Genomic DNA, 25,839 nt, shown 5'->3' on the forward strand with positions numbered 1-25,839 from the left:
CCGCTGACGCCGCCGCTTCAGCCCGCGGCGGCGGGTGCGGGTGCGGTGCCCGAGCTGGCGCGGACCGTCAGTTCCGGCGTGAGCAGCTGGGTCTCCTCCGCACCCCGGCCGTCCAGTTTGGCGACGACCATCTCGACGGCCCTGCGGCCCATCTCCTGTGCGGGAATGGCGACCGAGGTGACCCTCACCGAGGCCTGGACGGCGACCTGTTCGGGGCAGACGGCGACGACCGAGATGTCCTCGGGAACGGCGCGGCCCTGCTGGCGGAGCAGATTGAGCAGGGGCTCCACCGCGGACTCGTTCTGTACGACGAAGCCGGTGGTGCCCGGGCGCTCGTCGAAGATCCGGGCGAGGGTGGCCGCCATCGCGGCGAACCCGCCCTCGCAGGGCCGGTGCAGCACGCGTACGCCCAGCTGCGCACCCCGGCTCCGTACGCCTTCCATGGTCCGCTCGGCGAATCCGGTGTGCCGTTCGTACACGGCCGCCGCCTCGCCGATCACGGCGACCTCCCGGTGTCCGAGCCCCGCCAGATGCTCCACGCACAGGGCCCCGGTGGCCACGAAGTCGAGGTCCACACAGGTGAATCCGGCCGGATCGGCGGGCAGCCCGATGAGGACGGCCGGGCTCTCGGACTCGCGCAGCAGCGGCAGTCGCTCGTCGTCCAGCTGTACGTCCATCAGGATCATGGCGTCGGCGAGCGCACTGCCCGCGATCCTGCGCACCGCCTCCGGGCCCTCCTCGCCGGTCAGCAGGAGGACGTCGTAACCGTGCGTGCGCGCGGTGGTGGCGACGGCGATGGCGATCTCCATCATCACCGGTACGTACATGTCGGTGCGCAGGGGCACCATCAGCGCGATGATGTTGGAGCGGCTGCTGGCCAGGGCGCGGGCGCCCGCGTTGGGGTGGTAGCCGAGCTCCTTGATGCTGAGTTCGACGCGCGCGCGAGTGGAGGCGGAGATGGTCCGCTTTCCGCTCAGGACGTAGCTCACCGTGCTCGCCGAGACTCCGGCGTGCTTGGCGACCTCCGCTAGGGTGACCATTCAGCTCTCCATAACGGTCCGTGTGAAGCGCTTCGACAGTGAGTTCCGCGCCTCCGACATGCATCGGAGACTTGACCCTAGTTGCAGGCCGCACCGGTGTCCAGAGAGATGTCGAAGCGCTTCGACTCGCGGGGCGATTAGGCTACGGACCATGTTCGCACTGGAGTTGACCTACACCGCGCCCGCCGAAGCCGTCGATGCTCTCCTCGACGCCCATGTCACCTGGCTGGACCTTCAGTACGCGGCGGGGACCTTCCTCGCGTCCGGGCGGAAGGTTCCGCGCGACGGCGGGGTGATCCTTGCCGTGGGCGGGGACCGCGAAGAGATCGAGAAGCTCACGGCGACCGATCCCTTCGTGGTGGCGGGCGTCTGCGCGTACCGGGTCACGGAGTTCCTCGCGACCAGGACCGCACCGGAACTGGCGCGTTTCCGGGAGGAGTTGCCTTCCTCCTGACGCACAGTCGGACGGACACCCCCTAGGGCTCCAGTCTGGCCACCCGCCCCTTCTCCCCCGACGCCCAGCAGCCGAAGTCGGCCGTGCAGTCGACCGTGTCGTACGAACCCGTGTCGACGGTGCGCCAGGTGCGGCCGCCGTCCACCGTGAGATCGGTGCCGGTCGGGCCCACGGCGAGCGCGGCGAGACGGCTGTGCGGCAGCCAGGCGACGCCCGAGCGGTAGGCGGGAGGCGGGGTCGTGGACTGCCGCCAACTCCTGCCTCCGTCGCCGGTCACCGCAGCGGCCTGCGGGGACGGCTGGTCCGCGCGGTAGTCGCCGCCGACCGCGAGCCCGTGGTGACGGTCGCGGAAGGCGAGCCCGAAGACACCGCGGGCCGGGTCGCCGGCCGGGACGGTCGACTCGGCGGCCGTCCAGTTGAGGCCCCGGTCCGAGGAGTGCAGGACGCGGCCGGTCGCACCGCCGCCGGTGGCCAGCCAGACGTCGTTGGCTCCCGAACTCACCAGGCACTGGCCGCTCGCGGCGAATCCCGCCTCGCCCGGCAGCGCTGCCGGCATGCCGGCGCTGGGCAGCACCCTCCACTTCCGGCCGCCGTCCGACGTCGACAGGATGCGGTACTTGCCGTCCACCGGGTCGCTCATCGCGAGACCGTGCCGGGCGTCGAAGAAGGTGATGCAGTCGTAGAAGGCCTTGGCGTCGGTGTTGCGGAAGGACTCGGTCCAGGTCGCCCCGCCGTCCTCCGTACGCAGGACCCGCGACGCCTCGCCCTCGCCGATCGCCAGGACCACCGCGCGCCGCCCGTCGAAGGCCTCGACGTCCCTGAACTCCAGCGCCTCAGCGGCCGCCCCCGGCGGCGAGACGTCCTTCCAGCTCCGGCCTCCGTCGGTGGTGCGCAGCACCGTGCCCTGGGATCCGGCGACCCACGCCGTGCTGCGGCTCACCGCCGACAGGCCGCGAAAGCGTGCGGCGGTCCCGGTGTCCTTGAGCTGCCAGCCGGGCAGGTGCCCTGCCGCTGTCCGCCCGGCTTCGGCAGGAGTGACCGCGTGCGCGGGCGCCGCCAGGGCCGCGACGAGCGCCGCTCCGCCCGCGCCCAGCGACATCATCCGTAGCGTCCGGCTCATTCGTCTCGTCTTCCCCATACCCCTCATGGCGCTGGAAGCTAGCCGACCTGCCGGTGCCCGTCCAGAGCGCCTCGGAGGGCGGAGAGTGACGCACCTCACCCCTCGTTCCGGTGCACGGATGGGGCCGTTCCGACGTCTTCCCCACTGCCGCCCCCGCGTAGCGAGCCATGAGGAGGGAACAGGACTGATGCCTGCGGACACCGTCGTCGAACAAGCGGTACGGGCCCGGATGATCGCATCCGCCCCCAAAATGGAGCTGGTTCCGGCCACGCTGCGCTACGAACGCAAAGACCCCTTCGCCGTACAGATGGCCTTTCCCGCGTCCGCCACCCTGGCGGGCGCCGCGGTCGCCTGGACCTTCTCGCGCGAGCTGCTCGAAGCGGGCATCGCGGCACCGGCCGGTCTCGGCGACGTACGGATACGCCCCTACGGCGACGACCGCACGGTGCTGGAGTTCCACGCCCGCGAGGGCATCGCGATGGTGCACCTGCGCACCAGCGAACTGCGCCGTTTCCTCGGCCGGACCGAGACACTGGTCCCCGGCGGATGCGAGCGTCAGCATCTCGACCTCGACCAGGACGTGTCGCAGCTCCTGGGCGACGCCTACTAGCTCTCTTCCGCGGTGATCGCGACGGTCATCGCGGTGCGCACCTCTCCGATCACCTTCTTCAGCTCGGGTGCGGTCGCACCGCTGCGTTCGGTGAGTTCATCGATCCGCGTTCTGTACTGACCGCGCTCCCGGCCCGAGGCGAAGGTGCGCAGTTCCCCCGCGGCGGCCAGCGCCACCAGCGCGGCGGCGCGGTCGGAGATGTCGTCGGCCGGCTCCGTGCCGAGCAGGAGGTACCGCGCTTCCTTGCGGAGCTCCTCGACGAGCTGCGGCTGCTGGAGTTCGTACGACGTGGACGGAAAGAGCCCCAGCCGCCTGCTGGTCACGGCGCGCAGATGGCCTGAGTCGACCAGCTGGGTGCGTACGGCATCCAGCGTGATCTTGCTGCGATGACCCACCCAGGTCTGCCAGCTGCGCGGCCGCGATTCGCCGATCAGCTCCAGAAGACCGTCGAGCGCCACGTCACCCGCGAGGGCGTCGTCGACGGGTTTGGCCGCCCCTTCGGCATCGACGAGCAGTCCGCGCTGGACGAGCTCGGTGAGTGCGCCCGCCCGGACCAGGCAGTCGGGACAGTCGGTGCCGGTGAGTTCTCGCTTGTCGGCGTCCCAGGCGAGGAGATAGAGCTGCGCTGCGAGGGAGAGCGGGTCCTCGGACACGGCAGACCTCCTCGGTCGTTCTTCACGGCTGTCGGCTCCCCCAGCATCGTGCCCAGGCAAAGCGGTTGCATCCCCCACGGGCCGGGGCGTACATTTTGTAATGCCCCTGTTGTCGTCGATCGGAGTGGACGTTGCGTTACTGAGGTCTTGAGACACCGTGTCGTGCAGTGATGAATCCTGCGCGCACCGCGTGTGACCTCGGTAGTCGAGCCGTCCTCCGGACCAGGGGCTTTGTGTTGCCCTGTCGGTGTCTCCCCCTGTTGCCCCCTGATCGCTTTCAGCAACCGGAGACCGTATGTCTTTCCCCACCACCCATGTCTCGTGCGCCGCGCTCTCCTTCTCCTGGCCGGACGGCTCCCCCGTCTTCGACGGCTTCCAGCTGGCCGTCGGCCCCGGTAGGACGGGCCTCATCGGCGTCAACGGCTCAGGGAAATCAACCCTGTTGAAGCTGATCGCCGGTGAACTCACACCCTCGTCGGGGAGCGTGAAGATCTCCGGGGAGATCGGCTACCTTCCGCAGAACCTGGTGCTCGACACCGCTCTGCGCGTGGACCAGGCGCTGGGCATCGACGCCACGCGTGCCGCACTGCATGCCATCGAGTCCGGTGATGTGCGCGAGGAGCACTTCACCGCGGTCGGCGACGACTGGGATGTCGAGGAGCGGGCACTCGCCGTCCTCGGCCAGCTCGGGCTCGGCTCCATCGGGCTCGACCGGACCATCGGCGAGGTGTCGGGCGGCGAGTCGGTGCTGCTGCGGCTGGCCGCGCTGCTGTTGCGCCGCCCCGAGGTGCTGCTCCTCGACGAGCCCACCAACAATCTCGACCTGCAGGCCAGGCAGCGGCTGTACGCGGCGGTCGAGTCCTGGTCCGGGGTGATGATCGTGGTCAGCCACGACCGTGAACTCCTGGAGCGCGTCGACCAGATCGCCGACCTGCGGGACGGCGAGGTCCGCTGGTTCGGCGGGACGTTCTCGCAGTACGAGGAGGCCGTCGCGATCGAGCAGGAGGCCGCCGAGCGCATGGTGCGGGCCGCCGAGTCCGACGTACGGCGACAGAAGCGCGAGGTGGCCGAATCGCAGACACGCCAGGCCAGGCGCGACCGTTCGGGGCGCAAGCTCGCGGCGAGCGGCAGCCATGGAAAGGCGCTGACCGACGCCATGCGCAGATCGGCCCAGGAGACGGCGGGCCGCATGAAGGGCCTGCACGAGGACCGGCTCGACGACGCCCGCAAACGGCTGGACGAGGCGGAGCTGGCCGTACGGGAGGACGACGAGATCCGCGTCGAACTGCCGCACACCAAGGTGCATCCGGGACGGAGCGTACTGACCCTGCGCGATCTCCGACTCCCTTACGGGAACGGCCTGGACGGCGAGCTCACCGTGCACGGCCCCGAGCGGATCGCGCTCGTCGGGCGCAACGGGTCGGGCAAGACGACCCTGCTGCGGACGATCGCGGGAGCCCTGGAGCCGGTGGCGGGCGAGGTGAAGGTCCACGTCCCGATGCGGTTCCTTCCGCAGCGGCTCGATGTGCTCGACGACAGCCTGAGCGTCGTGGACAACGTGGCGCTCAACGCACCGGGCGCACCGCACCAGTTGATCAGGTCGCGGCTCGCCCGCTTCCTCTTCAGGGGAGAACGGGCGCATCAGCCGGCCGGGACGCTCTCGGGCGGTGAGCGCTTCCGTGCCGCGCTGGCCGCGCTGCTTCTCGCGGACCCCGCACCGCAGTTGCTGATGCTCGACGAGCCGACCAACAACCTGGATCTGGCGAGTGTGCGCCAGCTGACGGCGGCGCTGCAGTCGTACGAAGGGGCGCTCATCGTGGCCAGCCACGACCTGCCGTTCCTTCAGTCCATCGGGATCACCCGGTGGATCGATCTGAGCAAGGAGACGACGGAGCTCTCCACGGTCTCAACGGTGGAGTAAGGCCCAGGACTTGGTGCCGCCGTCCGCGGTGAGCGAGGGGGTCAGCCCCCAGTCCCCGCCGTGCTCGTCGACCGCCGCGGCCAGCAGCCACATGCTGCGGCTGCGGCGGTCGCGGCATTTCTCGGCGTCCTGCGGGGTGGGGTGGGCGGGGTGCTGGTCGTAGAGCACGATCCGCAGGGCGTCGAAGTGCCAGCGGACGCGCAGCATCATCTCGCGGTCCGGGGTGAAGCGGTAGGCGCCCGCGACCAGTTCGGATGCGGCCAGGGCCGCGGTCTCGGCGAGTTCGGTGAGTCCGTGCTGGGTGAGCAGGGTGCGCATCGCACCGCGGGCCAGCCGCGCACAGTAGGCGCCGCCCGGGAGGGCTATGGAGTAGCTGAGGTTGTCCCTGGCCGGCGGGACAGGGGGACCAGCCGGGGTGACGGCCGGGAGACAACGCAGGACGCCCATGTTCGTGCGGCTCCAGCTTCTCGTGCGTGTGGGGGCTCTCACACCCGGGCAACGGTCGCCCCGTGTGAGACTTGCGCTACCGACCGTAGCGCACGACCGGAGCACAGTGCTACTACTTGTGTCATTCCGGCCATTCGACCGGCCACCCACCGGCCGAGAAGGGGGACGCAGTGCCGCCCCGGAGCACCCCGACCGCACGACAGCAGCGCCTCGGGAACGAACTGCGCAAGCTGCGCGAACAGTCGGGCATGTCGGCCCAGCAGGCCGCCGCCCTGCTGGGCGTCGACCGCACCCGTATCCCCAACATCGAGTCGGGCCGCTTCGGCATAAGCGCCGAACGCGTCCGCACGCTCGCCTTCAACTACGGCTGCCCCGACACCGCACTGGTCGACCTGCTCGCCGCGACGGCCCAGGAGCGGGACCGGGGCTGGTGGGAGGAGCACCGCGGACTGCTGCCGCCCGGGCTCCTCGACATCGCCGAACTCGAGCACCACGCGGCCGGGTTGCACACCGCGGTCACCACCCACATCCCCGGCCTCCTGCAGACCGTGGATCACGCCCGGGCCGTATTCGACACGGCGGATCCACCGCTGCCAGGACCCGACCTGGCCGCGCGCGTCGCACTGCGCCTGAGCCGCCAGGCGGTGCTGGACCGCGACGAGCCGCCGAGTTACGAAGCGGTGATCCACGAGGCGGCACTGCGCATGCAGTTCGGCGGCCCCAAAGTGGCGCGTGCGCAGCTGGAGTTCATCCTGGAACAGGCGCAACGGCCCACCATCACGGTGCGGGTGATCCCCTTCACCGCGGGCGGATTCCCCGGCGCGGGACAGTCGTTCACCTATGTCGCCGCGGCGGTGCCCCAGCTCGACACCGTACAACTCGACTCCTCGCACGGGTCGATGCTGCTCGACGCCGACATGCAACTGCGCCGCTACCGGGGCCTGTTGGAGCGGCTGCGCGGACTTTCGCTGCCCGAAGGCGCATCGCGCGACTTCATCTCCGCCATCGCCCAGGAACTGTGATCCATGCCATCCTCGGAGGGACTCACCATGACCGACATCAGCTGGGACGACGCCTTCTGCAGCGAGGGGGCGAACTGCTTCCGCTTCGGCGTCGACGGCGCGGGCAAGGCGTACATCGGCACGACGGAGAGCGGTGCGTACGTGGCCGACTCGGTGGAGGCACTGCGCGCCCTGATCGCCGCGGTGAAGGCGGGGGCCGCCGACCACCTGCTCTGAGCGGCGCCGAGATCGCCCGTAAAACCGGACAGAAGGTGTCCGGTATCCCCGTTAGCGTCGATCTCATGACAGCGAACATCGTGATCACGGGCGCCCGCGAGAACAATCTCCGGGATGTCTCCCTCACCCTCCCCAAAGGGCGGATCACCGTCTTCACCGGGGTGTCGGGCTCCGGGAAGTCCTCGGTGGTCTTCGACACGATCGCGGTCGAGTCGCAGCGCCAGCTCAACGAGACCTTCGGCTCGTACATCAGAAACAGGCTGCCGAAGTACGAGCGGCCGCACGTCGACGGGATCGACGACCTCTCGGTGGCGATCGTCGTCGACCAGAAGCCGATCGGCGGCAACGTGCGCTCGACGGTGGGCACGATGACGGACATCTGGTCCGTCATCCGGGTGCTCTTCTCCCGGTACGGCACCCCGGGCGCCGGGCCCGCGACCGCGTACTCCTTCAACGACCCGAGCGGGATGTGCCCGCGCTGCGACGGGGTCGGCAGGACCGTACAGCTCGACCTCTCCAGGGCGGTCGACTGGACGAAGTCGCTCAACGGGGGCGCGCTGCGGCTGCCCGGCCTCGCGGTCGGCAACTGGCAGTGGCGGCTGTACGCAAACTCCGGGCTCTTCGACAACGACAAGCCGCTCGGCGCGTACAGCCAGGAGGAGCGGCGGACACTGCTGTACGGCAGCGGCTTCAAGGTCGGCATCGAGATCAAGTCGCAGACTCTGCCGGTCTCGTTCGAGGGTCTGGTCGACCGCTTCTCCCGGCTGTATCTGAAGCGCGACGTCGGAGCGCTGTCCGAGCGGCGGCGGGCGGAGACGGAGCGGTTCACCGTCGAAGGCGTCTGCGGGAGCTGCCACGGCGCACGGCTCAACGAGGCCGCGCTGGCCACCCGGGTCGACGGCCTGTCGATCGCCGACTACGGGCGCATGGAGATCGCCGACCTGGTGGAGGTCCTCGATCGGATCGACGACCCGGTCGCGTCGCCGATCGCCGGTGCAGCGCGCGAACGCCTGGAGCGGCTGATCGGCATCGGGCTCGGCTATCTCTCGCTCGACCGGGAGACGACGACGCTCTCCGGGGGCGAGGGCCAGCGGCTCAAGATGGTGCGCCACCTGGGCAGTTCACTGACCGGGCTGACTTTCATCTTCGACGAACCGACGGTGGGACTGCACCCGCGCGACGTCGGCCGGCTCAACGATCTGCTGCTGAGGCTGCGCGACCGGGGCAACACGGTCCTCGTGGTCGAGCACGATCCGGATGTGATGGCGATCGCCGACCACATCGTCGACATGGGCCCGAAGGCGGGTGCCGAGGGCGGAAGCGTCGTGTACGAGGGTCCGGCCGGCGCGCTGCGTGACGCCGACACCCTGACCGGCCGCTGTCTGCGCCGCCGTACGCCGCCGAAGGAGACCTTCCGCGCCCCCACGGGGTGGCTGCCGGTGACCGGGGCCGACCTGCACAATCTCAAGGGCGTGGACGTACGGTTCCCGGCGGGCGTCCTGACCGCGGTCACCGGCGTCGCCGGATCGGGCAAGTCCACCCTGGTCTCCCAGGTGTTCACGGCCGCGTATCCGGAAGCGGTGGTGATCGACCAGGGCGCTATCGGCACGTCGTCGCGGTCCACCCCGGCGACGTACCTCGGCATCATGGACACCGTCCGCAAGCGCTTCGCCCAGGAGAACGGCGTCGATCCGGGTCTCTTCAGCTTCAACTCGCAGGGTGCGTGCGCCCTGTGCTCGGGGCGCGGGCAGATCTGCACCGATCTGGCGTTCATGGACCCGGTGACGACCACCTGCCAGGCGTGCGAGGGGCGGCGTTTCGACGACGCGGTGCTCGCTCATCGGGTCGCGGGCAGGTCCATCGTGGACGTACTGGACATGACGGCCGCCCAGGCGCTGGAGTTCTTCGCCGACGAGCCGTCGCTGCTGCGCAGACTGCGGACCCTGAACGAGGTCGGGCTCACGTATCTCACCCTGGGGCAGCCGCTCAGCTCGCTCTCCGGGGGCGAGCGGCAGCGCATCAAGCTGGCGACCCAGCTGCACCGGACGGGCAGCGTGTACGTCCTGGACGAGCCGACCACCGGGCTGCACATGGCGGACGTGGACACCCTGGTCGCACTGCTCGACCGGCTGGTCGACGCGGGCAACACGGTCATCTGCGTCGAGCACAACATGGATGTGGTCAAGCGGGCCGACTGGATCGTCGACCTCGGTCCCGACGGCGGCAAGAACGGCGGTGAGCTGGTCTTCGAGGGGACACCGGAGGAGCTCCTCGATCACCGGAAGTCGTTCACGGCGGAGTATCTGCGCCGGAATCTGGGCCGGGACTGACCGGGACCGGTGGGGCGCCTGGGGCAAAGGGGGTATTCCGCTGAGTGGGGGCGGCAGGTGATGATGGGCGCCCGCGCCCTGCGCCCCGCGCGCCCCAGTGACCTGGAGAACCCTCGGTGTCCAGCAGAAAAGCCCTGATCCGCCGCCCCAGCCCGCGCCTGACCGAGGGCCTGGTCACCCATATCGAGCGCACGCCCGTCGATTACGCGCTGGCTCTGGAGCAGTGGGGGCGGTACGCGGAAGCCCTGCGCACGCACGGCTGGGAGACGGTGGAGGCGGACCCGGCCGAGGACTGCCCGGACGGGGTCTTCGTCGAGGACACCGTGGTGATGTTCCGCAACGTCGCGCTGATCGCACGCTCGGGGGCGGAGTCCCGCCGCGAGGAGACGACCGCGGTCGAGCAGGCGCTCGGTGTGCTCGGCTGCTCGCTGAACTGGGTGTGGGAGCCGGGCACGCTGGACGGCGGCGACGTACTGAAAATCGGGGACACCCTCTACGTAGGACGCGGGGGCCGTACCAACGCCGCCGGGATCCATCAGCTGCGCGCGGTCTTCGAGCCGCTCGGCGCGCGGGTCGTGGCCGTACCGATCGCCAAGGTCCTGCACCTGAAGTCGGCGGTGACCGCGCTCCCCGACGGGACCGTCATCGGGTACGAACCGCTGGTGGACACCCCTTCGGTCTTCCCGCGCTTCCTGCCCGTGCCCGAAGAGGCCGGGGCGCATGTGGTGCTCCTCGGCGGGGGAAAGCTGTTGATGGCGGCGAGTGCGCCGAAGTCGGCCGAGCTCTTCGCCGATCTTGGGTATGAGACCGTTCCGGTGGACATCAGCGAGTACGAGAAGCTCGAGGGCTGCGTGACCTGCCTTTCCGTCCGGCTGCGCGAGCTGTACACATAACAGAACGTAGGCGGACATTTCAAAAGTGGGGGTTGGCTGGGGCTTACCGCCCCCTTAACCTACGGATACGTAACCTACGAACCCGTAGGTACTACTCCCGTCCCCCCAGGAGCCCCCGTGACGATCACCTCTCCCCACCTCGGCAGTTCGGAAGCGTGGAGCGACGCCCGGCTGCTGTTTGCGCTGGAGGAGGTGGTGGAGAAGGAACTCAACCGCCATCTCAAGGTCACCAAGGACTGGATGCCCCACCAGTACGTCCCGTGGGGCGACGGCCGCAACTTCCCCGGTTTCTTCGAGGACGGGGTCGCCTGGGAGCCCGAGCAGTCCAAGGTCAGCAGCGTCGGCAAGATCGCCCTCGTGGTGAACCTGCTCACCGAGGACAACCTCCCCAGTTACCACCACGAGATCGCCGCCCTCTTCGGCCGTGACGGCGCCTGGGGCACCTGGGTCCACCGCTGGACCGCCGAGGAGAACCGCCACGGCATCGTGATGCGCGACTACCTCCTGGCCTCGCGCGCCGTCGACCCGGACGAGCTCGAGCGCTTCCGTATGACCCACATGTGCGAGGGCTACGAGTCGTCCAACAACCACTCGATGCTGCACACGGTCGCCTACGTCTCCTTCCAGGAGCTGGCCACCCGCGTCTCGCACCGCAACACAGGCCACCACTCGGGCGACCCCGTCTGCGACCGCATGCTGGCGCGGATCGCGACCGACGAGAACCTGCACATGATCTTCTACCGCAACCTGATGGCCGCGGCCTTCGAGCTCGCGCCCGATCTGATGATGCAGGCCGTGCGGGACGTCGTACTCGACTTCCAGATGCCCGGCACCGGGATGCCCGGCTTCGAGCGGGCCGCCGCACAGATGGCCATCGGCGAGATCTACAACATGCGGATCCACCACGACGACGTCATCTCGCCGATCCTGCGCTACCTCAAGATCCTCTCGATCGACGGTCTCGGCCCCGAGGGCCTCAAGGCGCAGGAAGAGCTGGGCCTGTACATGAACGGCCTCGACGCCGAGGCGAGCAAGTTCGACGAGAAGCTCGCGGCCCGCAAGGCACGGATGGCCGCGCGCGCCGCTTCCTAGCCTTCCTAGCCTCCCCGGCCGCACTCACTCCCGCGCCGTCACCTGGGCCAGCGCCGCTTCGCGGACGTCGGCCACCGGGTGGCGGCGCAGGGCTCTGAGCTGCTCGCGCCAGGGAGCAGCCCAGTCGCTCCGCGATCCGCCCGCCGAAACGAGGGCGGCGGCCAGCAGTCCCCGTGCGTGGCTGCCGTGTCCGGCCAGCACGCGGGCGACCGCCGCCAGTGCGTCGGCGTCGCCCCGGTCTTCCCTGCGGTCGAGACGCAAGGCGAGCGAGCCGGCGGTCCGCGCGGCAAGAGCGGGACGGTCCTCCGTCGCCTCGGCGAGCCGGTCGAGAGAGCTCTGCAGGCTCTGCACGCCTCCGTCCAGGTCGCATCGGGCCACCAGGATTCCGACGCTCTGCGGTACGTACTCGTCGTACGTGGCCAGGACCCCCGCAGCCTCCAGGGCGGCGGGCGACGCCGTGTCGCCGCCCGTCCGGGACGGGGCCGCGAGCCGGTCGGCCAGGTAGTCGATGCGCTGTCGGGCCGGGCGGTCTCGCAGCTCCTCCGCATCCGCTCCCGGAGCCGATTCCGCCAGGACGGTCAGCGCCCGGCACAGTCCGCGGGCGCTCTCCGGAGTCGCTGCTGCGGCGACGACCAGGCCCAGGGCGGCCGCTGTCCAGGTGGCGCGGTTGTCCAGGTCCGTCGCGGCGGTCGCGAGGACGTCCGGTGCGTCGGGCGACCACGGAGCCCACTGCGCCAGAGCGCGGAAGGCGGCGGACGCGGTGGGCTCGTCGTCGGTGGCGCAGACATCGGCGACCAGCCGCGCGTAGCGCTCCCGGTGCGAGGCCGGAAGCTCCAGCGGCTCCACGCGCAGGACTGCGCTGCACAGGGCGGGCGGACCGCCTGCCGCGTCGCGCAGCATGGCCCGGACCCGGGCGTCGTCCAGCAGCCCACGCGCAAAAGCGACACAGGCGGCCCGCACATCACGGTGCGCGTCCGGCTGTGCGTACGCCTCCGTGATCAGGTCCGCGGCCCGGGCGACCGGAAGCCGTACCGCTGCCAGGCGGACGGCCTCCTTGCGGCTGGTCACCTTGGCGGACGTGGAGAGCAGCACCTCGTGCAACAGGCCGGCCAGCCGGTCCGGCGCCACCCGGCGGGACACGCGTGTCGCCGCGTACACGGCCGCACGCGCCCGGTCGGTGCCGGTGTGGGACAGCAACTCCGGCAGCGCGTCCCCGGGACGGTCGGTGCGCGCGAGCGCGGCGAGCGCGGCCTCCGCGAGGACCACGTCGGAGGATCCGGTCCAGCGGCGGACGAAGTCCGTGCCGACAGCGGGGAGCAGCGCGCCTTGACCGATTGCCGCGGTCCGCTGGTACAGGGGCAGCCCCGCGTCGGCGGCGGTCTTCGCCAACTGGCGTGCGGCGGCCTGCTGTTGACGGGGTGTCCAGAGCCGGACGTACGGGCCGACCGGCGCTGTCCAGACGGTGCCTTTGGTGAGGAAGCGGCCGTACGGCGCGGGGTCGGTCAGCACGCCGTCGAGCAGATCGGTGCGGTTCACCGTGAGCACCTCATAGACGCAGGGCAGCACTCCCGCCGAGGGCTCCAGCGCCAGCACTCGGGCCACCCGCTCGCCCCGGCTCGCGTGCGGTTCGAGCCAGAGTTCCAGCGCGGTGCGCGCGGTGGCGTCGTTGCCGTATCGAACGGCCTGCCAGAGGAGTTCCTGCAGTTCGGTCATGGCTGCGGCGCGTCGTCCGACGGCCCGGGTGAGCGCGAAAGCGAGGCTGTAGTCGGCCTTCTCTGCGCCGGCCTCGATCCAGGGGCGCAGCGCCTCGAACACCTGGTGTTCCTGGCCGCGCCGCAGCGTCCGGTCGAGCCGGCCGAGATCCGCGCCGCCCGTGTTCCCGGAGATCCGCACCAGGGTCCTCAGCGCCCAGTTGACCAACTCGCGCTGCCCGCCTGCCGCATGCTCGCGCAGTACGGACAGGGCGAGCCGACTCAGATGCTGCCGGGTCACGGAGGACGAGTCGCGTGCCTCGACGGCATCGACGGTGATCCGGTCGAGGTGGGGCTCGGCATCGGCGGTGAGGAGCGCCGGGCGGGTGGCGGTCAATGCGTCCAGAGCGGCGGAACGCACCGGGTCCTGCTCGTTGCGCAGGCGTGCCATCTCTTCGAGTACGGAGGTCACGGCCGTCGGGTCGCCCGAGCGCGCCGCATTGCGCACGAGCAGCGGCCAGGCCTGCGCACGGTCGTCGGCGGCCGATCGCCGGGTGGCCGCGACGAGGCGTTCGCGTACCTCGGCGACGGGCAGGAAGGACTCGGCGAGCAGCACCAAGTCCCAGTCCGCGCCGCGGTCCCGGGCGGCCTCGGCCATGCTCCGCGCCACCTCGGTGACAGCGCTGCGGGGCAGCGCCCGAAGGAGTGGTTCGTCCACGGCGCCGTGTCCTGCTCCGCGTCCGGCTGTGGCGGTCCGGTAGAAGGCGAGCCGCTCGGAGGGCGGCAGCGCGGACACCAGCTCGGCGAGCCCTCCGCTGCCGGCCGCCTCACGTCCGTACGCGACGACCTCGTCGGCCCCCGACCGAACGAGCCTGACCAGCACGGACCCTCCGACCGCAGCACCCCATCGCGTGAAGTACCCGGGTTTCGCCAGGAGCATCCGCAGCACCCGTCCCGGGTCCGCGGCGGCGAACGCGGCCAAGTGGCCTTGGAGTTGATACGGGAGCGCTTCGGGACCGCATCGTTCGATCAGGTCGAGGACACGCTCCGGCTCCGCCCGCACGCTTGCCGCAACAGCCCCCGCATAGCGCCGCCACCACGCGTCTCGCATCGCCACGGGAAGCGCGGCGACTTCCTGCTCCGCGACATCGAGCAGCACCTGCGGATGACGCTTGCCGATGGCCTTCCACCCTCGTACGGAATGAAAGAGCGAAGGCAGCAGCCGTGCGACGACCTCCGGCGAACACCCTGCGAGCAGCCGCGCGGCCTCCGCGTCGCCCCACTCGTCGCGCACCCGCACGACAAGTCGGTCGGCCAGAGCGGTGCGACGGCCGCTCGCGATCACCGCGAGCAGCAGCCTGCGCGTTTCCTCGGGCGCGTCGTCGAGCGCGGATTCGAAGGCCTCATCGGTCACTCCGAGGCTCTCCGCCACCCGCAGAGCAGTACCGCGCACCGCCGGGTCAGGGTCGGCGATGTGCTCCGCGATCCAGCCGATGTCCTGTCCCGCGGCCGCGGCGACGGCCGCGAGATGGCGCTCGTACGGACCGCGCCCATCCAGCACGGCGAGCAGGGGGCGCAGTTCCCGCACACCCAACTGCCGCACATATGCCACGAGTTCGCGCATCCGTCGCGGGTAGGGCAGAGGGTCGAGCGCGTGCAGCAATGCATCGGCCTGGGACTGCGGGGTGCCGGTCATGGTGTGATTCTGCCTGCCGGAGCGCGCTGTGCCCCAGCGAATTGCTGGCGGGCCCGCACGCGGCATCCGGCATCATGCCCGCATGCATCTCAACAGCATCACAGCAGCGGCGGCGATCGGCTTTCTGCTCGGTCTGGCCGAAGCCGACGACGCCGAGCGGGCGGAGCGGCGGATCGGGTATCAGGAGCCGTCGTCCGCACCCCTGTCCGCGCGCTGGGCACGGACCGGGATGTCATCCTCCGTGCTGCAGTGGGTCCTCGAAGAAGACGATCCGGAGCTCAACGCCCGCGTGTGGCACCATCCGTCGGTCGACGACGCCATGCGTCGGGCGATTCTGCGGGGCATGGCACACGGCCCCGGGCGGACCGGTTCCATACCGCTCTCGCCACGCCTGGCCGACGTCCAGGAGCCCCCTGTTCCGGCCGGAGTCGCCCACCTCGATCCCATCGGTGCGCTGCGCGGCGTCCGCTCCATGGGAGAGGGCAGGGCGGCCGCTTCGCTGGTCGTCGGGCGTGCCGCCTGGCAGGACGTCGTAGAGGCCGACCGGCAGGGACCGCTGCCCGGCTACGCACGATGGGCGCTTTCCATACGGCCGGACTGCCCCGGGACGCTGCGCGCCCAGTTCGGTTCGCATCCCAAGTTCGCGCACCGGCTGGCGCAGGCGGGCATCGCCGAGACTCCCGCGGAGTACGCGCTGGAATGGACGCCCGCAGCGCATGTGCTGGAGGTCCTCTACCTGGGCCGGAGTCTGTTCCCCCACCGCGCCGCGGAGGCGGCCGACGCGCTGCGGCCCCTCGTACGGGAACATCTCGGCGACCGCCCGGAGGCATGGGCCGTACTGGCCCAGCTGATCGAGACGTACCACGGGACCGCGCCGGAGCTGTTGGCGACCGCGAGCGCCGTCGCCTGAGGGGGCGGGGCGGCTGGATTCGAACCAGCGTGATCCGGATCTGGAGTCCGGTGCGACTTCCTCTGCGCTACGGCCCCGCCCTTGACGCCGATCGTATTCCCTTGGCCTGGTGTCAGCGGCGCCTGGTACCAATGTGATCCAGAGGAGCAACACGCACGGGGCGGGGGCGGGGAGCATGGCTTTCGGGGGGCGACGCGTACATCGTCCTGTGGTGGATCTTGCGGACCGCGTGGCAGTCGAGCGCCACCGTCCGGCGGATCCGGCCACGGTCGCGGAGGCACGTCGGCTCAAGGAGGCCGCTCTGCTCGACTTCGGGCTCACCGAATCCGCGGTGGCGTCCTGGCTGTTCGCCAAGTGCCACCACCAGATTCCCACCACAGCGGTGCCCACGGCGGCAGTGGTCGCATCCGGCGACGGCTCGTGCCTGCTGCTCTACAACCCCGACTTCTTCGTGGGGATCGGCCTGGACGGCGTGAAGTTCGTGCTCTTCCACGAGGCCCGCCATCTGGTGCACCGGCATCTCTTCGTGGAGCCCGAGCTGCTCGCGGACCCGGTCTTCGAACTCGCCGCGGAAGTTTCGATCAACCATGTGGCACTGGTACGGCTCGGTCGGGCCGGTCTGCCGCACCTGGACGGGCGGCCCACCGGGGTCGACCCTCGGGAGGTCCACGCGCACTACACCAGTGATCTGCTGGCGCACGGCCTGGAGCCGGTCGGCTATGACGAGTTCACGCTCACCGACCAGTCGGTGTACGGCGAGTTGAAACGCATGAGGCATCCTCCGGTCCCCGCGCCGCGTCTCTGTGTCCACCTCGTGCCCGGGTGGCTGCCCGCCGACCAGGACACCGTGGACTCGGTGGTGTCGTCAGTACTGCTCAACACCCTGCTGGCGGCGCGGCGCGGCCACGGTGGCGCCGAGGGGGAGCTGCTGGACCTGATGGGCCGCACCGAAGGTGCCTCGGCACAGTCCGCGAAAGTATGGGGACGGCTGGGCGCGGGGGTGCTGCGCGGTGAGACCGCTCGCACCGGCAGGGTCGACTGGTGGCAGCGCTGGCTGGTGGATGTGCTCGGCTCCAAACTGCGCGCGGGCGAACGACTGGTCTATCCGAAGAAGCGCGGAGCGCTGCTCGCCGCGCTCGGTCAGGACCCGATGCTGACGAGGAGCGGACCGGTGCGGGACAAGGTCCTGGTCATCGCGTACGACACCTCCGGTTCCATGCCGGAGCACGTCGTCCACTGGCTCACCGACCTCGTCGGGTCGATCGAAGGGGTGGAGGCCCACTGGCTCTCCTTCGACGGCGTGGTCATGCCGTTCGCGCCGGGCGAGCGTGTGTTCGGCGGCGGCGGAACGAGTTTCCAGGCGGTCGCCGACTATGTGGAAGGCCGCTCCGAAGTGAAGGGAAGCCGCTTCGAGGAACGTCCTGACGCGGTGGTGGTGCTGACCGACGGATACGCACCGCACATCACGCCCGCCGACCCCGACCGGTGGATCTGGCTGATCACCGAAGGCGGCGACGACTGGCCCGAAACCCATTCACCTGCGATGGACTGTCATCGCGTCACCACAGGATCACGATGACCACCACCACGGGCCGTACGCCCAACTGGAGCCCCAGCGCCACCTATCCGAGCCCGCCACCGGCCGTCCGGACGGATGCCCTCCATCTGGAGACGTTCATCGACGCCATGATCGAGATGGGTCAGACCGGCCAGATCTTCGGCGAGCACGGCATAGGCAAGACAGCGACGTTCTTCTCCCACGTGGCCAGGGCCCACCCGGACGCCACCCTCGTGTACGTGCCCGCCGCGAATCTCACCCCGGATGACCTGCTGGTCAACGCGCCGGTCCGCGATCCGCGCACGGGCGAACTGGTCCTGCGCCAACTGGTGATGAGCCAGCTCAGTCCCGGCACCCCCTTTGTTCTGCTGATCGACGACTCCTTGCAGGCCGGCGACACGATCCAGTCCCAGCTGATGCAGATCGCCTGCAACTGGACCCTGGGCGAGCACGACCTGCGCGCCCTGGGCTGTATCGGCGTCTTCCTCACCGACAACGAATCGCTCGCCGAGACGTCGGCGCGGCGTAGCGACCTCGCCCTGCTCGACCGCATGGTCACGCTCAGGGTCACCGCGAACGACACCGCCTGGCGGCTGCACCTCGCGGCCAAGTACCGGGACTGGGACCTCAGCGGTGTCTTCTCCCTCTGGGCGTCCCTGTCCCCCGCACTGCGCGCGCTCCTCTCGCCCCGCACCCTGGATCACATCCTCGCCAATGCGCGGGAATCCTTTCCGTTGCGGTGGGGGCTGCCCCTGGTCGGCGGCGAGCGGCTGCGATTGACGGAGGCGGGCGACGACGGCACCCCGGGAACGAACCGCACCGCGGAAATCCTTGGCCGCATTGCCGACGCGCTCGGGGTGTCGAACCCGGCGAGCATCCCCGACCCTGTGCGGAGACTGGTCGAGGCAGCTCTGCGCAACCGGTGGACCGTGCTGCTGCAGGGCCCGCCGGGGTGCGGCAAGACCGAGCTCGTCAAGGAGACGGTGCGCGCTCGGCTCGGGCGCGAGCCGCTCTATTTCTCCCTGCCGGTGACGAATGTCGAGGACCTGTGCGCCCCGGTGCCGACCGCCGACGGAACCCTGGAGAACCTGCTCGCGAAGGCGTTCACCGGTCCGGATCCCAAAGCAGTCGTCTGGGACGAGTACAACCGCCCCAAGGACAAGGCCGCGTTCGCCAAACTCATGGAGATCACGCAGGAGTGGTCGCTCGCCGGGCGGCGCATCGAGAACCTGCGGGCGCAGATCGCCATCCAGAACCCTCCGTACCATCTGGGCCGAAAGCTCCTGGTGACACGCAACAACATCGCCCAGGCAAGCCGGTTCACGGCTTCGCTGACCGTGGAGACCGAGGACATACCGGCCAATGAATGGCTGCTCGACCGGTACGGCCCCGACGCGGAGACCGTACTGGAGTGGTGGAAGCACGACATCGACGACGACGGCCGGGCATGGATCACCAAGCGCACCGTGGAACGCCTCATCAAACTGCACCGACGCGGGCTGCCGCTGGAAATGGCGACGGTCTATCTCGGTGACGGCGAATACGCGCCCGTGCCCCTGACGGCACTGATCGCCAGGTTCGCGGGGAAACCGGTGACCGGGCTGCGCGAACTGGCGCTCCGGATCGACCAGTGGGAGGCGCGGCTGCGCACGGCGGCGGAGATCTCGCCGGAGGGCGGCAATGACAGTGATCTGGTCCATCAGATCATCGCCAACGCCGAGTTGTCGCAGTTGAAGAAGCATCGCAAGGCGGTGGCACGGCTGGTGGCACTGCTTCCGCCGAAACTCCGCGCCACCTATCTGGTGGCGGCGTCCGAGCAGCAGCAGCGCTTCTGGACGGATGTCTTCACCGCCATGCGCCGCTGACTCAGTCGTCCTCGGCGGGAGCGGCGCGGTGGACGCTGCGTACGGCCGAGACGTCCGCCGGAACCGCGGGCGGCGGGATGTGCGCGCTGCACGCATGGAGCCGGCGTTTGATGCTCGCCGCGATGGACTGGCCGAGCACGAACCGCGTGGCGGTGCGTGCGAGCGGCGCCGTGTCGAGGAGCTTCTGTGCCTCACGGCTGCGCATGCCGGTGTGGGTCAGGACAAGGTGGTTCAGCCGGTGCTCGGCCGCCGCCAGGGCGGAGCCCATCTCCATGGCGGCTTCGGCGTCCACCTGGTTGTCGGCGGCGCGGAGCACACCTGCCGCGCGCACCCGGCCGAGGTCGAGGAGCTCCACTCCGCTGCTCACCGCCGACGCGACCAGCCGGGCGACGGCGCGCGGACCGATGCCGTTGCTGGCGACGGCGAGCCTGGTGAGGCGGCCGTACGGCGCGCGCCCCATCGCCTCGGCGAGCAGGAGAGCCCCGGCATCTCCCAACTGGGCTGCTGATACGTACAGTTCGCCCACCGCTCCGGCGGCCAGGAGCTCCGCCAGCGGCACCGCGCCGGTCGCGCCCAGCGGATTGCCGCCCAGGAACAGCCGGTCGATGCGCCGGCCGGTGTCGGCGGCCGCCAACAGCGCGTCGCAGAGCACCATCAGGCCGGAGGCGTCCAGCCCCGTCTGGACGAGGTCGAGCGTGCGGAGCGACTGCGCAGCCGCGATCAGTTGCGCGGCAGCCTGGCCTCCTCCGGTCCCAAGCGGATTGCGCTTGAGCCAGAGTCCGGTGACGACCTGGGGCGATGCGCGCAGTTGGTCGGCGATCCGGCACGCTCCGGCGGCCGTGACTCCGTTGCACCCGAGATAGAGCGTCTCCACCCCGGCCGCACCGCTCGCCGCGACCGCGCCCTCGTCACCCAGACCGTCCGTGCCCAGGAGCAGATGCCGTACGGGTGAAGGGCCTTGGGACAGCGCTTCCGCGATCACCGCGGCGCCCTCCGCGCCGAGTGACTGCTTGCACAGGTCGAGGCGCCCGTCGGGCAGCGCGGTCCCTGCGGTGAAGTCGAGCCGCCCGCCGGCCGGCCTCCCGCCGCGCAGCCAGTCGAGCAGCGGTGCAAGATCGGTCAGGGGGCGGGGCGACACCGGGGGAACCCCGGCGAAAGGGGCGTCGTTCACCACGCGGCCTCCTGATAGTCCTTGAGGAAGACCCCGGAGACGGGTGCGCCGGCTTCGCCCCGCACGATGGGGTCGTAGATCCGTGCGGCACCGTCGACGATGTCGAGCGGGGTACGGAATCCGGCCCCTGCCATCCGGCCCTTCTTCGGCGCCGGGTTCTCGTCCGTGATCCAGCCGGTGTCGACGGCGCACATATGGACACCCTGGCCGGCGAGCTCGGCGGCGCTCGTGCGGGTGAGCATGTTCAGGGCCGCCTTGGCCATGTTGGTGTGCGGGTGACCGGCCATCTTGTTGCGTACGGCGAACCGGCCCTCGACCGCCGTCACATTGACGATGTACTTCGCCGGCCGAGGGGACGCCAGGAGCAGCGGCAGCAGTCGGTCGCAGAGGAGGGCGGGGGCCAGCGCGTTCACGAGCTGGGTCTCCAGCACCTCCGCAGGATCGAGCTCGCCGAGCCGCGCCGACCAGGAGTTCACGGGGGCCAGGTCGGGAAGCAGGCCCGCCTCGTCGACCGTCTCGCTCAGTACGAGTTCGAGCGCGGACCGGCTCGTGCGCTCGCCCGGCTCGCCCACCGGCCGGAACCCCGGTGCCCGCCGGACCCCTTCGGGAAGCTGCGGACGCTCGCCCGCGGCCAGGAGCGCATAGGACTCGGGGGGTCGCCGTACCGTCTGCGCCGCGTTGTTCACCAGGATGTCGAGCGGCCGGCCTTCCTGCCGGAGTTCCTCGCACAGGCCAAGGACCTGCCGTGGGTCCCTCAGGTCGACGGCAAGCACCGTCAGCCGCTCCAGCCACTGCCCGCTCCCGGTCTCGGCGGCGAACCGCCGCACGGTGTCGTGCGGGAAGCGGGAGGTCACCAGGAGTTCGGCCCCGTCGCGCAGCATCATCAGCGCGAGCTGGAATCCGATCTTCACCCGGCCGCCGGTGAGCAGTGCCCGCCGCCCGGTGAGGTCGGTGCCGAGTGTGCGCCGGGTGCGGTTGTCCGCGGCGCAGTCGGGACAGAGCCGGTGGTAGAAGGCGTCGGCCTGGCGGTAGGTGCGCTTGCAGACGTAACAGGGCCGGGGTGTGCCGAAGACGCCTCCGGTCCCCGCCGCAAGCAGCGGGGTGTCCTCGCGGCGCTCCGAAGCACCGGTCGCGGTCGACGCCATGACGGCCGCGTCGGCCGCATGGCGGACGGTGCTTCGCGCCTTGCGGCGGCGCAGCCGGCCGTCACGGGCGAAGGACGCGGCCACCTGTTCTGCGCGCAGCCTGGTCGGATCGTCCACGGGCAGAGATCTCAGCCGGCCGACCATCCGGTCGAAGGCCGCCAGGTCCTCCCCCGTGAATCCCCCGCTGTCGTTCTCGCCCATCTCTTCCCGCCCCGTGCGTTCCCCAACTGTGGTCCCGGCCGGATTCGAACCGGCGTATCCGCCCTGAGAAGGCGGCGAGTCTGCCTCTGCTCTACAGGACCCGACAGGCGCGACACCCGAACGACCGGATTCGAACCGGCGTGATCCTCTTGGCCAGAGGGCGCGACTGCCTCTGCGCTACGTCCGGATGTGCCCCCGGATCCTAACCACCCGGCCCGGAGCCGTCATCACCCACCCACCTGACCGCGCGCCCCGGAGTTCATGGACCCCGGGGCGCGCGGCGTTTCAGGAGGCCGGGGTCGTCACTTCCGGCGCGAGGGAGTTGCCCGCGGGGATGCGGCCGCAGTCGGACGGGGCCTTCTTGCCGGCGAACCGGTCGTTGAGCCAGTCCAGGGCTACCGGGGCCCACGGCACGGCGGTGCCGACATGGCTGAGCAGGTCGTACTGCTGGTACTTGATCGACGTGTTGCCCTTGTCGCAGTACTGCCTGGCCAGCGCGCGCACATCCCCCGCGACCATGACCCCGTCTCCCCTGCCGACGCCCGGGAGGTTGCTGAGGGTCCCCTCGAAGACGCCCCCGCCGCCCTGCGCGATGTAGCCGGGGATGCTGGGGGTGGCGGCCGAGCCGAGGTTGAGCTTGTTCACGGCCTCGATGAAGGGCGGCACCGAGTTCGGGCTGGCGTACTGCGGCTTGACCATCTTCTTCCAGGTCAGGCCCGGGTACTGCCCCAGGGCGTTGACGATCGACCCGTACTGGAGCTTCTTGAAGACCTCGACGCCGTAGCTGTTCAGATAGGGCGTGAAGTCGATGTCGTACGCACGGGCGGCCCCGATGATCGCCATGGGTGCGACGCCCGCCCAGATGGAACTGCCGCTGATGTACTTGAGGTTGTGCGCCGGGTCGACGAGCAGCCCGCCCTCGGCGAAGCCGACCAGGCGCTTGTTGACGTCCGGCGCGTAGGTCGGGGCGAGCGCTGCCGCCCAGTGGGTGGCGATCGCGCCGCCGGAGTAGCCGGCCAGGCCGACTCTCGTCCCGGAGTTCAGACCGGTCTCCGGGGCCTGGCTCGCGGCCCGGATCGAGTCGAGGGTGTTCGTCCCGTACTCGGGCCCGGCCGCGAAGTCGGCGGTCTGTCCCTCGCTGTCCGGGACGACGACGTTGTAGCCGGAGAGGAGCAGCGGCACCAGGAGGAGCGACTCGCCGTTCGCGATCAGGCCGCCGAGGGAGACGTTGCCCGCGATGGCCCGGGACGGCGAGTCCTCGGCATTGAGGGAGTCGTAGAACGACTGGTACGAAACGGCCTTGCTGCCGTCGCCGTTGGGGCTGCGTACGACCGAGGTCACCCCGGCGGACGGCCGGCCCTGGGCGTCCGTGGTGCGATAGAGCAGCTGTATCGCCGTGACCGGTGTCGGGATGCCGAGGAGGTGGTACTGCAGCGTCCTCGTCTTGAGCACGTCGCCCGGTGCATACGAGGCCAGGGGCTTGCTGCCGTCGTAGGTGTAGAACGAATCTTTCGCCGCTGCTGCCGGCGAGGCGGAAGGGGCGGCCGCAGCCGTGGCCGCAGGAGCTGCGGTCACGGCCAGGGCGGTGACGACTGCGGCGGTGGCCAGCTTCCGAATGGCGATGCGGTGCATGGTTCCCTCGGATTCGTCTCATGGATCACGGGGATGACAGATGCCTGTTACCTACTGGTAACAGGGCCGCAAGTTACCAGTAGGTATGCCGAGTTGACCAGAGTTCAAACAAGAGCTTTTTGGCTCTGCGGATGCAGGCGGTGCCCCTGCGCTCAGCCGCCCACCCGACCGGCTACCCGGCGCACCACCTGCAGCAGGTACTCACTGCGGTTGAGCGGGTTGTGATCCGTGCGGGGGCGTGAAGGGGTGGCGCCCGTGACCGGCCGGTAGCGCTCGAAGGCGCTCTCCAGCAGGCCCTCGCCCCTGGTCAGGGACGGCAGCTGCTGTTCCAGGCTGTGCACCGAAGCTGCCGGGATCTCCCCTTCCAACACGGTGACCGCACCCTGGACGAGCGGTGCTCGCGGGACTGCGCGCAGCTTCGCCAGGACGAGGAGGAGGGCACCGAAGGTGTCGCTCGGGACCTCGATCCTGAAGTGGTGCATCGGTTCGTGCACCGTCGTGCCGGCCTGACGCAGCGCGTCCATCAGGATGAGCGGCGTCAGGTTGCGGAAGTCCCCCGCGGTGCTCGACATGCTCTTGTCGAAGGTGCCGTGGGAGTGGCTCTGGCGGGGCCAGTAGCCGGAATGCGTCATGACGACACGGCAGTCGGGAATCTGCCACCCGTGGATTCCCTGCTGGAGGGTTTCCCTCACGGTTTCCTCGACCGCTCTGAAGAACGCATAGGGCATGGAACCGAGCTCGATCTCCAGACTGAATTCCACGCCGGAATTCAGCGGTGCGGGTTCCACCCGCAGACCGACCGTCGCAAGAAATGGATTGGGGTCCTTGTCGATGAGGGCGAATTCCGCGCCGGTGCCGTCGAGACGTTCGATACAGATGGTGGTCGACTCACGGAAGGTCACCTCCAGGCCGTACTCGTCGGCGAGCGTCGCCCCGATGACCTCCTTTTGGACCTCGCCGTAGAGCGAGACCGAGATCTCCTGGCGCAGTTCGTCATGGCGCAGGTTGATCAGCGGGTCCTGCTCGGCGAGCTGGGTGAGAGCGCTGTGGAGTGCGGCCCGGTCCGTGGTGTGCGCGGGGACGACGACCGTCTCCAGGGTCGGCGGAGCGAAGTGGTGACGCTCGGCGGACGGCTGCGGGGTGTCGCCGATGTGGTCGCCGATACGGATGTCGCCCAGACCCCAGAGTTTGCCGATCCGGCCCGCCGGAACCGCGTCGCCGCGGACCGCGGCCCCCTGTTCGAAGACGGCCGCCGAGGTGACCTTGGCCTCGCTGTCGGGTCCGAAGCGCAGGACGTCGCGGATGCGGGCCGTGCCGGAACGCATCGTCACGTACGCGATCTTCTCGCCCGCGGGGCCGCGCTCGACCTTGAAGACGGTGCCCGACACCGGGCCCTGCGGATCGCCTTCGGGTGCGGGCAGCAGTTCCCGTACGCCTGCGGTCAGTTCGGGCAGGCCCGTGCCGGTGATCGCCGAGCCGAAGAAGACCGGGTGGACCTGGGCCCGGCGGGTCTGCACGGCAAGAGCCTCGCGGAGGCGGCCGTAGGAGACCGTCGCCTCGTCCTCGACGTACGCGGCGAGAAGCTCCTCGTCCCGCGTGGTGAGAAGGTCGGTCAGCGCCTCCGTGAAAGGGCGGTCGTGCGCGCCGTACGGAGTGACGGTGGGCGTGCGGGTGCCGAGACCACCGGTCGCGCTCATCGGGACCACTGTTGGGGACAGCTTCCCGGCCAGGGCGCGCAGGGTGCGCTCCGCGTCCGCGCCGGAGCGGTCGATCTTGTTGACGAAGATCAGCGTGGGGATGCGCAGCCGCTGCAGCGTCCGCATCAGTACGCGGGTCTGCGCCTGCACGCCTTCGACGGCGGAGACCACGAGCACCGCGCCGTCGAGCACGCTGAGGACCCGTTCCACCTCGGCGATGAAGTCCGGGTGTCCGGGTGTGTCGATCAGATTGACCGTGAGGTCGTCGACGGCGAAGGAGACGACGGCGGACTTGATGGTGATGCCGCGCTGCCGCTCCAGGGCCAGGGAGTCGGTCTGGGTGGAGCCGTCGTCGACGCTGCCGATCTCGTCGATGACACCGGCGGCGTGCAGGAGCCGCTCGGTCAGGCTGGTCTTACCGGCGTCGATGTGCGCCAGAATCCCCAAATTCAATGTACGCAAAGAACTTCGTGTC

Annotated in this window: 20 protein-coding genes and 3 tRNA genes; 11 read left to right on the top strand and 12 right to left on the bottom strand. The window is 70.1% G+C overall.

Features of this window, described 5'->3' with window-relative positions:
- Positions 1 to 17 precede the first annotated feature (17 nt).
- Positions 18 to 1,040 (bottom strand): LacI family DNA-binding transcriptional regulator, encoded by a 1,023-nt coding sequence (locus AB0H78_RS04485; RefSeq protein ID WP_363232744.1) that lies wholly within the window; start codon positions 1,038 to 1,040, stop codon positions 18 to 20.
- A 151-nt stretch (positions 1,041 to 1,191) separates the two neighbouring features.
- Between AB0H78_RS04485 and AB0H78_RS04490 the strand changes: the two genes are divergently transcribed.
- Positions 1,192 to 1,494 carry a YciI family protein gene (locus AB0H78_RS04490; RefSeq protein ID WP_363232745.1) on the top strand — a complete coding sequence of 101 codons (303 nt, stop codon included), beginning with the start codon at positions 1,192 to 1,194 and terminating at the stop codon, positions 1,492 to 1,494.
- A gap of 22 nt (positions 1,495 to 1,516) precedes the next feature.
- Here AB0H78_RS04490 and AB0H78_RS04495 read toward each other — a convergent pair whose 3' ends face one another.
- Positions 1,517 to 2,593, bottom strand: coding sequence for an oxidoreductase (locus AB0H78_RS04495; protein WP_363233421.1), 1,077 nt, complete (start codon positions 2,591 to 2,593; stop codon positions 1,517 to 1,519).
- Between the two features lie 208 nt (positions 2,594 to 2,801).
- Between AB0H78_RS04495 and AB0H78_RS04500 the strand changes: the two genes are divergently transcribed.
- On the top strand, positions 2,802 to 3,224 hold the full coding sequence (locus AB0H78_RS04500; RefSeq protein ID WP_363232746.1) for an SsgA family sporulation/cell division regulator: 423 nt from the start codon (positions 2,802 to 2,804) through the stop codon (positions 3,222 to 3,224).
- Here AB0H78_RS04500 and AB0H78_RS04505 read toward each other — a convergent pair.
- Positions 3,221 to 3,877, bottom strand: coding sequence for a GPP34 family phosphoprotein (locus AB0H78_RS04505; RefSeq protein WP_363232747.1), 657 nt, complete (start codon positions 3,875 to 3,877; stop codon positions 3,221 to 3,223). The two genes, AB0H78_RS04500 and AB0H78_RS04505, sit on opposite strands and share 4 nt — an antisense overlap.
- Positions 3,878 to 4,172: 295 nt before the next feature.
- Here AB0H78_RS04505 and AB0H78_RS04510 point away from each other — a divergent pair, with 295 nt between their 5' ends.
- On the top strand, positions 4,173 to 5,798 hold the full coding sequence (locus tag AB0H78_RS04510; RefSeq protein WP_363232748.1) for an ABC-F family ATP-binding cassette domain-containing protein: 1,626 nt from the start codon (positions 4,173 to 4,175) through the stop codon (positions 5,796 to 5,798).
- On the opposite strand, the gene AB0H78_RS04515 is transcribed toward AB0H78_RS04510, so the two are convergent.
- The gene (locus tag AB0H78_RS04515; RefSeq protein WP_363232749.1) at positions 5,784 to 6,245 is read right to left on the bottom strand and encodes an ATP-binding protein; all 462 of its coding nucleotides are present in this window, start codon (positions 6,243 to 6,245) and stop codon (positions 5,784 to 5,786) included. The two genes, AB0H78_RS04510 and AB0H78_RS04515, sit on opposite strands and share 15 nt — an antisense overlap.
- 170 nt (positions 6,246 to 6,415) lie before the next feature.
- On the opposite strand from AB0H78_RS04515, the gene AB0H78_RS04520 reads away from it, so the two are divergent.
- The 5 genes from AB0H78_RS04520 to AB0H78_RS04540 all read left to right on the top strand — a co-directional run bounded on the left by AB0H78_RS04520 (position 6,416) and on the right by AB0H78_RS04540 (position 11,798).
- On the top strand, positions 6,416 to 7,267 hold the full coding sequence (locus tag AB0H78_RS04520) for a helix-turn-helix transcriptional regulator (protein WP_363232750.1): 852 nt from the start codon (positions 6,416 to 6,418) through the stop codon (positions 7,265 to 7,267).
- Between the two features lie 27 nt (positions 7,268 to 7,294).
- Positions 7,295 to 7,483, top strand: a complete 189-nt coding sequence (locus AB0H78_RS04525) for a hypothetical protein (RefSeq protein WP_363232751.1) — start codon at positions 7,295 to 7,297, stop codon at positions 7,481 to 7,483.
- Between the two features lie 65 nt (positions 7,484 to 7,548).
- Positions 7,549 to 9,813: an excinuclease ABC subunit UvrA gene (locus AB0H78_RS04530; protein ID WP_363232752.1), complete on the top strand. Its 2,265-nt coding sequence runs from the start codon at positions 7,549 to 7,551 to the stop codon at positions 9,811 to 9,813.
- A 116-nt stretch (positions 9,814 to 9,929) separates the two neighbouring features.
- A complete protein-coding gene (ddaH, locus tag AB0H78_RS04535) occupies positions 9,930 to 10,706 on the top strand; it encodes a dimethylargininase (protein ID WP_363232753.1) in 777 nt (258 codons plus the stop codon).
- 117 nt (positions 10,707 to 10,823) lie between these two features.
- Positions 10,824 to 11,798 (top strand): acyl-ACP desaturase, encoded by a 975-nt coding sequence (locus tag AB0H78_RS04540; RefSeq protein ID WP_363232754.1) that lies wholly within the window; start codon positions 10,824 to 10,826, stop codon positions 11,796 to 11,798.
- 24 nt (positions 11,799 to 11,822) lie between these two features.
- On the opposite strand, the gene AB0H78_RS04545 is transcribed toward AB0H78_RS04540, so the two are convergent.
- Positions 11,823 to 15,185, bottom strand: a complete 3,363-nt coding sequence (locus AB0H78_RS04545; RefSeq protein WP_363232755.1) for a hypothetical protein — start codon at positions 15,183 to 15,185, stop codon at positions 11,823 to 11,825.
- Between the two features lie 82 nt (positions 15,186 to 15,267).
- Between AB0H78_RS04545 and AB0H78_RS04550 the strand changes: the two genes are divergently transcribed.
- Positions 15,268 to 16,095: a hypothetical protein gene (locus AB0H78_RS04550; protein ID WP_363232756.1), complete on the top strand. Its 828-nt coding sequence runs from the start codon at positions 15,268 to 15,270 to the stop codon at positions 16,093 to 16,095.
- 3 nt (positions 16,096 to 16,098) lie between these two features.
- Here AB0H78_RS04550 and AB0H78_RS04555 read toward each other — a convergent pair.
- Positions 16,099 to 16,174: transfer RNA gene (locus AB0H78_RS04555), tRNA-Trp, on the bottom strand.
- Positions 16,175 to 16,270: 96 nt separating this feature from the next.
- Here AB0H78_RS04555 and AB0H78_RS04560 point away from each other — a divergent pair.
- Positions 16,271 to 17,674: a hypothetical protein gene (locus tag AB0H78_RS04560; protein WP_363232757.1), complete on the top strand. Its 1,404-nt coding sequence runs from the start codon at positions 16,271 to 16,273 to the stop codon at positions 17,672 to 17,674.
- Positions 17,671 to 19,518, top strand: coding sequence for an ATP-binding protein (locus tag AB0H78_RS04565; RefSeq protein WP_363232758.1), 1,848 nt, complete (start codon positions 17,671 to 17,673; stop codon positions 19,516 to 19,518). Before AB0H78_RS04560 ends, AB0H78_RS04565 begins: the two co-directional genes overlap by 4 nt.
- 1 nt (position 19,519) lies before the next feature.
- On the opposite strand, the gene AB0H78_RS04570 is transcribed toward AB0H78_RS04565, so the two are convergent.
- The 6 genes from AB0H78_RS04570 to AB0H78_RS04595 form a co-directional block, all read right to left on the bottom strand.
- Complete coding sequence (locus AB0H78_RS04570; RefSeq protein ID WP_363232759.1) at positions 19,520 to 20,689, bottom strand: ribonuclease inhibitor; 1,170 nt, start codon at positions 20,687 to 20,689, stop codon at positions 19,520 to 19,522.
- The gene (locus tag AB0H78_RS04575; RefSeq protein ID WP_363232760.1) at positions 20,686 to 22,035 is read right to left on the bottom strand and encodes an SDR family oxidoreductase; all 1,350 of its coding nucleotides are present in this window, start codon (positions 22,033 to 22,035) and stop codon (positions 20,686 to 20,688) included. Before AB0H78_RS04575 ends, AB0H78_RS04570 begins: the two co-directional genes overlap by 4 nt.
- Before the next feature lie 29 nt (positions 22,036 to 22,064).
- Positions 22,065 to 22,136: transfer RNA gene (locus AB0H78_RS04580), tRNA-Glu, on the bottom strand.
- A 14-nt stretch (positions 22,137 to 22,150) separates the two neighbouring features.
- Positions 22,151 to 22,222, bottom strand: a tRNA-Gly gene (locus tag AB0H78_RS04585).
- Positions 22,223 to 22,320: 98 nt separating this feature from the next.
- Complete coding sequence (locus AB0H78_RS04590) at positions 22,321 to 23,667, bottom strand: lipase family protein (protein ID WP_363232761.1); 1,347 nt, start codon at positions 23,665 to 23,667, stop codon at positions 22,321 to 22,323.
- A gap of 152 nt (positions 23,668 to 23,819) precedes the next feature.
- On the bottom strand, positions 23,820 to 25,826 hold the full coding sequence (locus tag AB0H78_RS04595; RefSeq protein WP_363232762.1) for a translation factor GTPase family protein: 2,007 nt from the start codon (positions 25,824 to 25,826) through the stop codon (positions 23,820 to 23,822).
- Positions 25,827 to 25,839 lie beyond the last annotated feature (13 nt).

It is taken from the genome of Streptomyces sp. NPDC050738 (assembly GCF_040654175.1).
Lineage (GTDB): Bacteria > Actinomycetota > Actinomycetes > Streptomycetales > Streptomycetaceae > Streptomyces.